This window comes from Aquiflexum sp. (assembly GCF_041751335.1).
Taxonomy (GTDB): Bacteria; Bacteroidota; Bacteroidia; order Cytophagales; family Cyclobacteriaceae; genus Aquiflexum.
This window is the reverse complement of sequence record NZ_JBGSXS010000353.1, coordinates 1-6924: the sequence shown is the minus strand read 5'-3', so window position 1 is coordinate 6924 and position 6924 is coordinate 1. Positions and strand designations below refer to the sequence as shown.

At 38.1% G+C, this 6924-nt stretch carries 10 protein-coding genes; all 10 read left to right on the top strand.

Going from position 1 to position 6924, the window contains the following annotated elements:
* A partial coding sequence (locus ACEW8U_RS19500) for an HlyD family efflux transporter periplasmic adaptor subunit (protein ID WP_373523736.1) occupies positions 1-338 on the top strand: 338 nt, incomplete at its 5' end.
* Positions 339-527: 189 nt separating this feature from the next.
* The gene (locus ACEW8U_RS19495; RefSeq protein ID WP_373523735.1) at positions 528-1697 is read left to right on the top strand and encodes a hypothetical protein; all 1170 of its coding nucleotides are present in this window, start codon (positions 528-530) and stop codon (positions 1695-1697) included.
* A gap of 165 nt (positions 1698-1862) precedes the next feature.
* Complete coding sequence (locus ACEW8U_RS19490) at positions 1863-2948, top strand: 6-bladed beta-propeller (RefSeq protein WP_373523734.1); 1086 nt, start codon at positions 1863-1865, stop codon at positions 2946-2948.
* Positions 2949-3271: 323 nt separating this feature from the next.
* A complete protein-coding gene (locus ACEW8U_RS19485; protein ID WP_373523733.1) occupies positions 3272-4483 on the top strand; it encodes a DUF4221 family protein in 1212 nt (403 codons plus the stop codon).
* A gap of 212 nt (positions 4484-4695) precedes the next feature.
* On the top strand, positions 4696-4929 hold the full coding sequence (locus tag ACEW8U_RS19480; protein ID WP_373523732.1) for a hypothetical protein: 234 nt from the start codon (positions 4696-4698) through the stop codon (positions 4927-4929).
* Positions 4919-5245: a type II toxin-antitoxin system RelE/ParE family toxin gene (locus ACEW8U_RS19475; RefSeq protein ID WP_373523731.1), complete on the top strand. Its 327-nt coding sequence runs from the start codon at positions 4919-4921 to the stop codon at positions 5243-5245. Before ACEW8U_RS19480 ends, ACEW8U_RS19475 begins: the two co-directional genes overlap by 11 nt.
* 1 nt (position 5246) lies before the next feature.
* Positions 5247-5810 (top strand): hypothetical protein, encoded by a 564-nt coding sequence (locus ACEW8U_RS19470; RefSeq protein ID WP_373523730.1) that lies wholly within the window; start codon positions 5247-5249, stop codon positions 5808-5810.
* 16 nt (positions 5811-5826) lie between these two features.
* Positions 5827-6051: a cysteine peptidase family C39 domain-containing protein gene (locus ACEW8U_RS19465; protein ID WP_373523729.1), complete on the top strand. Its 225-nt coding sequence runs from the start codon at positions 5827-5829 to the stop codon at positions 6049-6051.
* 101 nt (positions 6052-6152) lie between these two features.
* Entirely contained in the window at positions 6153-6350 is a 198-nt protein-coding gene (locus ACEW8U_RS19460) for a type II toxin-antitoxin system HicA family toxin (protein ID WP_373523728.1), read from the top strand.
* Positions 6351-6399: 49 nt separating this feature from the next.
* Positions 6400-6798: a type II toxin-antitoxin system HicB family antitoxin gene (locus tag ACEW8U_RS19455; protein ID WP_373523727.1), complete on the top strand. Its 399-nt coding sequence runs from the start codon at positions 6400-6402 to the stop codon at positions 6796-6798.
* The last annotated feature ends 126 nt before the right edge of the window (positions 6799-6924 follow it).

Here is a 6924-nt window from a genome sequence, read left to right as displayed (position 1 = left end):
TACTACCGGAAAATACATCGGAGCTCTTGGGGGCCATGAAAATATCCCCCCAGAATGCAGGCAAGGTCAGTGTTGACCAAAAGGTGTTGATCAAATTGGATAACTACCCCTTTCAGGAATATGGCGCTTTGATCGGTAAGATTACCAACATTTCAGTTTCTCCGGACGACAAATTCAATTATTTAGTCTATGCCTCATTGCCTAATGGGACGACAACTTCTTTCAATAGGGAAATTCGTTTTAATCAGGAACTTTTGGGAAATGCAGAGATCATCACCGAGGAATTGAGTGTTGCGGAGAGGCTGTTTTTCAAGTTCAGGTCATTAATGGTTTATTGATATGGAAGATGCCATCAGGTTTCTGGCATAAAGTACGGTGATTATCTTAAAGATGGATTAGTAGGATCGAAGTAGAAAAAAAAGAAAATCAAATTAAAACTAGTCCGTCAATTCTTTGAAAATGCTTTTTGTTTAAAACTTTTGTCTGTTTATAGTATTAGTTATATCTTTAGTCTTTTGAGAATATTTATGGGAAGTTCCTTTAGAAAAAATACTGAGTCTCTTAGGTTCAATACCTTGATCATCTCTATTTTATTGTTTTGTTTTTCATGTGGCAGAGAAAATACAACCGAATCTGAAATTAAAAGCAAGCTCGCGTATTTTCTAGAGAAGATCGATTCCATTCGCATAGATCGGGAAAACAAAGTCATGTTGCTGGATTTTAATCCAACAATCAAACGTTTCCTGGCTTTTGATCAGATCACGGAGGAATTTTTGATTCTAGATGATCGGGGCCAAATATTAGAGTCTATATATAGGGTGGGAGAAGGTCCAAACGAGTACAATTCCAGCATTCTTGCAGCTTCTTTTAATGATAAAGAAGGAGGATATTTTATGCTCAGTTCAAATGAGTTTCTTTGGTACACCGAAAATTGGAAAGTTGAAAAAAGAATTCGGTTTGCATCTCATGTTCAGATAAGATTTTATTCGGGACCCAAACTCAAAGTACCATATTATAGACTTTCCAGTTCCTCTGAACCTTATTTCTTCACCGGCTTTTTTTCTGGGATCAATTCATTTGTTGGTGGCGACATGAAAGAATTTACTTCCGAATACCTCATTGAACAATTCAAACCCCAAAATGAAGGTCTGGAATGGAAGTTATCCAATGATACCGAACTTATCCCGGACTTTGAGTTAGATAAAGATAATAAGGAGATGAAACCCGTTCAGATATATTCATTGGACAGCGAAGCTAAAATCATGTATCTGACTTTTGAAAGATCCAAGGAGATTGGTGTATATGATTTGGCGAATGATTTTGAGTTGAAAGGAAAAATGAGCTTTGATCACGAGATCTTTAACTTATCTAATAAGTCTAAAAATACAGGACTATTCAACTTCGGTGACGATACGTTTGGTGTTCTTTACTTTATGGGACTTTCTGAGGCCGGAACCGAGGCCAGAAAGTCCAATAATTCTGATTATTTTCCTTTTTCCGATCCTTCGCTTTACAGACTGATCGTGGTACATAATGGCAATCAACAGGAAAATGAAATCGAATTTCCGCTTAAATGCGAGCCACATTCGGAGATCATTCAGGTGTCCGAAAACCGCATCCTATTGCGCGACAAGTATATGGGGAGTGACGAACCTGATTATTCAACCTATTCAATATATGAATTAAAATCCCATTGATGATGCCGGATCGGAAGTCAAATCTGCAAAAACCTATGATAGTGAATTACTAAATATACGCTATCCACTTGTCCTTTGCTATTGTTAGAAACTCGTAGCCCCCCCAAATGTAGAGGCGGCATAATTTCCCAGAAGATTTATAGGACAGGCTTTCAAAAATTAAAAATGAAGTATAACACGCTGACGTTGCTGGTTCTTTCCGCTTCCCTATTGCAAAATTGTGGAAATAAAGACAATGTGGACACCCTAGTATCCATCAATACAATAGAGATCCGGAAGGACTTTTTGTTTGGTGATTCGCCGGAATTTCAGATTGAAATTCTGGACACTATAAACCTTGAGGCTCCGGGAAATCCTCCGCTTACATCAATTCAAGATATAGCCTTCTCAGAGAACTTCTTTCTCCTATTGGACAGAATACATGGTCTTTTAAAATTTGACAACAGCGGTAGTTTTCTCCGGTCAATCGGGGAGAAGGGAGAGGGGCCAGATGAATATACTATGCCCTATGCGATTCACTTGGATGAAAAGGAAAATGCTGTCATTGTGGCAGATTGGCAAAAAATGACCGTGATTTCCTATGACCTTGAGGGAAAATTTGAATCGACAAGCAATAAACTTCCTGGGCATCCTATCTCCTTCTATAAAGATAATGATACCCTTCTGGTTGTTCAGGAGACAATGAATGGTACCAAAGAAAAACCCCGTCAGGTGTTGATAAGCTCAATTGAACCCAAAACCCTTGAAGTAAAAAACTGGGAAAGGCCACTTTACGGCTATCATTCTAATTACACAAGAATCCATCCAATCCCTAGGATAATAAGTCGGGTAAACAAGGCAATCTTGTTTTATATGCCAATTATTCGGGGAGAGATAGGATCGCATAGCGACAGGGATACGATTTTTAGAAAACAGGAGGGTCGATTGACCCCAGAATACCTACTTCAATTCACTGGATTTGACAACGCACTTCAATTGGTAATAAGCCAAGTGGTGATGTCCGATAAAAATGCGTTTTTACGTGTTGTATATGACAATCGTTCCTATTTTATAGTAATTGATTTGGAAAACAACCGTCCCCTAATTCATTCAAGGCAACTATTTAATCGGGAGTTGACGGAAGAAATCGTTCCAAAGCCATTGAACGGGGACCTGTTTTACTCCATACTACGGGACGAGGAAAATTCCAAGGAGGACACCGAGGAGAAAAATCCACTGATCCTGTTTTATCGGATAATATCCCCTGGTTAGCGGGTTATAGGGATCGCTAGTTGGTTAACTGAATATCTGGATAAATTTGAATTTCAAACGAATATCAAATATTCCAGCAAGATGGATAGACTCAACCAAAACAAGCGGGAAGTTTTATTTCCTGAAATTTTTTCAACTAAAATCCTAACCATCAGTTGTTTTTCCAGTTTTTACCTAGTATTTTAGTACGTATGCAAGACGCATTTGTATCCTTTGTAGGCATCTGATGGTTTGAATTGCCTCCAAATTCTTCAACCAGGAAAATAAATGGGACTAAGAGTCACGTCCTGAGAATCGAAATAAGTGATGCTTAACTAAAAAATATGGATCCAACACCAATCAGCTTTAAGGCTATTTCCGATATAACCATTTGCAAACTACCAATACCGAGCTCAACCTGGCATTTTGGGTTGTTTTGTTTGATGTCTATTTTTTTTGGGTTTGTATCGGTTTCCTGCCAAAAGGGGAATAACGAGCAAGAAACATATACCATGAATTATTTGGTTGATACTGTCTTAATTGACTCAAAAGAGCGTATATTATATATATCGGGGTATATGAAGGGTTCAAGCTTGGATGATGATGAAGGATCCTTTTTCCTGTATAATCACCATGATCTTTCCATTGACGAAATCAACCTCGATCGAAAAGAGTTTGTGGAAACCTATCCCCTTGATGCTGAAGGACCCAATGGGGTAGGAAATTTTATCTTGGACCTGCAGGTACTGGATGATAACCTATTCTTTGGCAAATCAGTACCTTTCTCGACCGTTTTCGATAAAAGCGGGCGTGTAATCCAAAAGATCAATTGGCTAACAGCAAAGGATTCTGTAGGAGACCCATTTGGTGAAGGACCGCCTAATTCGGAAGTAGTAGTAGACACCAAGAATTGGCGAGTGATGGGAACCAATCTTGACTTCCTTAAAACGACAGCCTTTTTGGGTGTTCTTTCAGTCGAGGATCGTTTGGTAAAAAATATCAATATAGATCCAGAGAATTCCTTTTCTAATTATTTCTTGAAAGCTGACAATTACTATCAAAACCCTTGGGTATTTCTAGGTTCTATTGAGAATTATATTTACGTAAGCCACGAATATTCCAATGAAATAATTCATTTTAATCCAGAGGGTGAGCTTGTAAAAGTAGTCAACTATGAACCAAAATTGACTCCTAGGAGAGCTAATTTGCCGGAAACTTTAACCGGTACCCGGGAGCAAATCAGAAGGGAAAGTCGGAAGCTTATGGAGCAAGTCCGTTTTGAAGCCCCGGTATGGGACAAAGTAAACCGGCGCTATTTCAGATTGTCGGCCAAAAGAATCTTTGAGGAAGGGGCGGAGGATGAATTCTTGCCGCTCAAAAAGACTCATGTATTTTTGACAGTGTTCGATGCCGGGTTTAACCTTGTTTCGGAGATTGAACTTAAAGAATTATTTGACGAGAATTATAAATACTTTGCCAAAGACGGGAAGCTTTGGATATGTCAAAACTTTTCGGATGAGCTTGGATTTCTTGTGTTTGATTTGAAAATCAACTAAAGATTTGATTCCACCTATTTGTCTGCATACAGCAAATTATTGGTATTTGACTCAAACTATCAGTTCTTGGATGAAAAGAAGTTAGGGTATGCTTTTATTTAAAGTGGCTAAAGGAATATTGTGGTATTTTACAGTGAGAAAACTTACACAACAAAATCAATAATTTTGTCAGTAAATCTCAAAATGATTAATTTCACATTAAACAAATCAATATGAAACTACAGATAATTCAGGACAGCAAGGGAAAGGCCACAGGAGTTTACATCCCAATCAGGGAATGGAAAGAACTCAAAAAGCAATTTAAGGATTTGGAAGCCTTGGAGTATGAGGAGCCTACCAAAGAACAAATTTTGCAAGAGATTAAAGAAGCTGTAAACGAACTTAAGTTGGTAGAACAGGGAAAACTTAAAGCCCGACCTGCAAAAGAGCTTTTGGATGAGTTATAGCATATCTTCCATCCCGCTATTTGACAAGCAAGCCAAACGGCTGGGAAAGAAATATCCTTCCCTTAAAAATGACCTTGCTGGACTAATCGACCAGCTCACCCAAAATCCTGAAAAAGGAACGCCTCTTGGCAACAATTTTTTTAAAATCAGACTTGCCATTCGATCCAAAGGAAAAGGAAAATCAGGTGGAGCAAGGATAATTACTTTTGTGAAGGTTACCCGAACTACAGTATATCTGGCTTCGATTTTTGACAAGTCAGAAAAAGGAAACATCACGGATTCTGAATTGGAACAGATTTTTAAATTAATCCCCTGACATGGTGAATCCCGGCTATCAGTATAAAAATACACCCCCTATCAGCTCAATTGAACCCAAAACCCTTAAAGTTAAAAACTGGGAAAGGCCACTTTATGGCTATCATTCTGATTACACACGTATCCATCCAATCCCTAGGATAATAAGTCTGGTAAACAACGCAAACTTGTTTTATATGCCAATCATTCGGGGAGAGATATCATCGCATAGTGACAGGGATACGATTTTTGGAAAAGAGGATGATTACCTAGTTCCAGAATACTTACTTCATTTCATTGGATTTGACAACACACTTCAATTGGGAATAAGCCAAGTGGTGATGTCCGATAAAAATGCGTTTTTACGTGTAGTATATGACAATCGTTCCTATTTTATAATAATTGATTTGGAAAACAATCGTCCCCAAATTCATTTAAGGCAATTATTTGATCAGGAGATGACACATGAAATGATTCCAAAGCCATTGAATAAAGATGTGTTTTACTCCATACATAGGAATGAGGATGAAATTGAGGAGAGAAATCCGCTGCTCGTGATGTATCGTTTGCTATCTACAAGAAATTGATTATAAAATTTTAGTTTTGAAAACGACTTTTCCATTCTATAAACAACCCCGCTCCAAAGCCAGTGGCCCCACTTGCTTGCGCATTATTGCCAAGCACTATGGTATGCTGATTTCCCTGAAAGAAACCCGAGAGATAGCAGAGACGACTAAGGAAGGAAGCAGCTTGCTAAAGTTAAGTATTGCTGCAGAGACCATGGGGTTCCAATTCATCTGTGCCAAACTGAATTCCATCTTACTATGAATACAACTGTAACTATAAATAGTATTTTTACTACAATTTTTAAGATAGTTTTTAAATCGTAGTATTTTTACTACATTTATGGAATGGATAGATAATGGAATATGAAAAAACTCAAAGTAAAAGAAGTACTCAAACTGCTCTTAGAAGATGGCTGGAGGCTTTGTAGACATAAAGGCACCAGTCACCGACAGTTCAAGCACCCAACAAAAAAAGGGAAAGTAACTGTTAACGGCAAGGAGAGTGATACTTTGAGTCAGGAACTCCTCAACAGTATTTGGAAGCAGGCTGGGTGGCGTTAATTCACCTTTCCTTTCAAAAATAAATCGTAGATAATAAATCGGAAAAATCATGGAAAAAATCAAAGTTCAAATCACCTGGTTGGATAACTATGGTGCGTATAGCGAAGCCGTTCCTGGCTGTGTCGCTACCAATGATACATTTGAAGGAATAAAAGAAGCTTATAAGGAAGCCTTAGAGTTTCATTTAAAAGGAATGAAAGAAGACGGTGATGATATACCAGAAGTGCTTCAAAGAGAATATGAATTGGAATTTGAAGCAGATACCCAAGCATTGCTCAAGCTTGTAGATGGCAAAGTAACTAGAGCTGCTATAGCTAGGGTCACAGGGATCAATGAAAGACAGCTGGGACATTATATTACAGGAAGGGTTACTCCTAGATCAAATAATAGAGAAAAAGTAATAGAGGGTATCCACAGACTGGGAAAAGAGCTCTTAAGTGTAGTATAACAGCATAATTATTCGGATCAAAAAAACCTAAACTCACCTCACCCCATAACTCAGCCTCATCGTAATCGATGCGCTTTTTTCTTTAGAGGAAGTATTAAAAGTCCCACCCCATGAATAATCCTCTGT